General features: G+C 75.8%; 1 pseudogene. It reads right to left on the bottom strand.

The window, feature by feature from the left end:
* Window positions 1-96: 96 nt before the first annotated feature.
* Window positions 97-455: pseudogene (locus B4M60_RS09175) on the bottom strand (hypothetical protein); the annotation flags it as partial.

Raw genomic sequence — 455 nt, 5'->3', positions numbered from 1 at the left:
CCCCGTTTGGTCGACGCGGCGCGGAATTCGGTCGACGCAGTGCAGGCGACGCGCGGGTCCCAACGCGATTCCTGTCTACCTGATGCGGCGGGGTGTCTACCGAACTGCGGCCAGGGCCGCGCGGTAGAGCCCGGCGTGGGCGGCGGACACGGCGGCGTCCTCGGCCTCGGGAGGGCGCGGCGGCACCGGCGGGCCGTCGAGGGCGGTGCGGAGAGCCCCGCGCAGCGAGTCGGCGGTGGGGTGAGCGGGGTCGTAGGTTCCCGCGCCGCGCCCCCACTGCTCGACCAGGTACCCGACCCGGGGGATCACCGGCGGCAGACCCAGGTCGCGGCACAGCTCCAACCAGCCCGAATGCGTGCCGTGGCGGTGCGGCAGGACGAGCGCGTCGAACCCAGCCAGCCGGGCGCAGAGCGCGGAGTCGGTCAGGAGCTCGTGGGGGCGGACCTCCACCGCCG

Source organism: Dietzia sp. UBA5065 (assembly GCA_002415925.1).
Classification (GTDB): domain Bacteria; phylum Actinomycetota; class Actinomycetes; order Mycobacteriales; family Mycobacteriaceae; genus Dietzia.
Note: the sequence above shows the minus strand (reverse complement) of the source record. Positions and strands in the feature narration are given on the sequence as shown.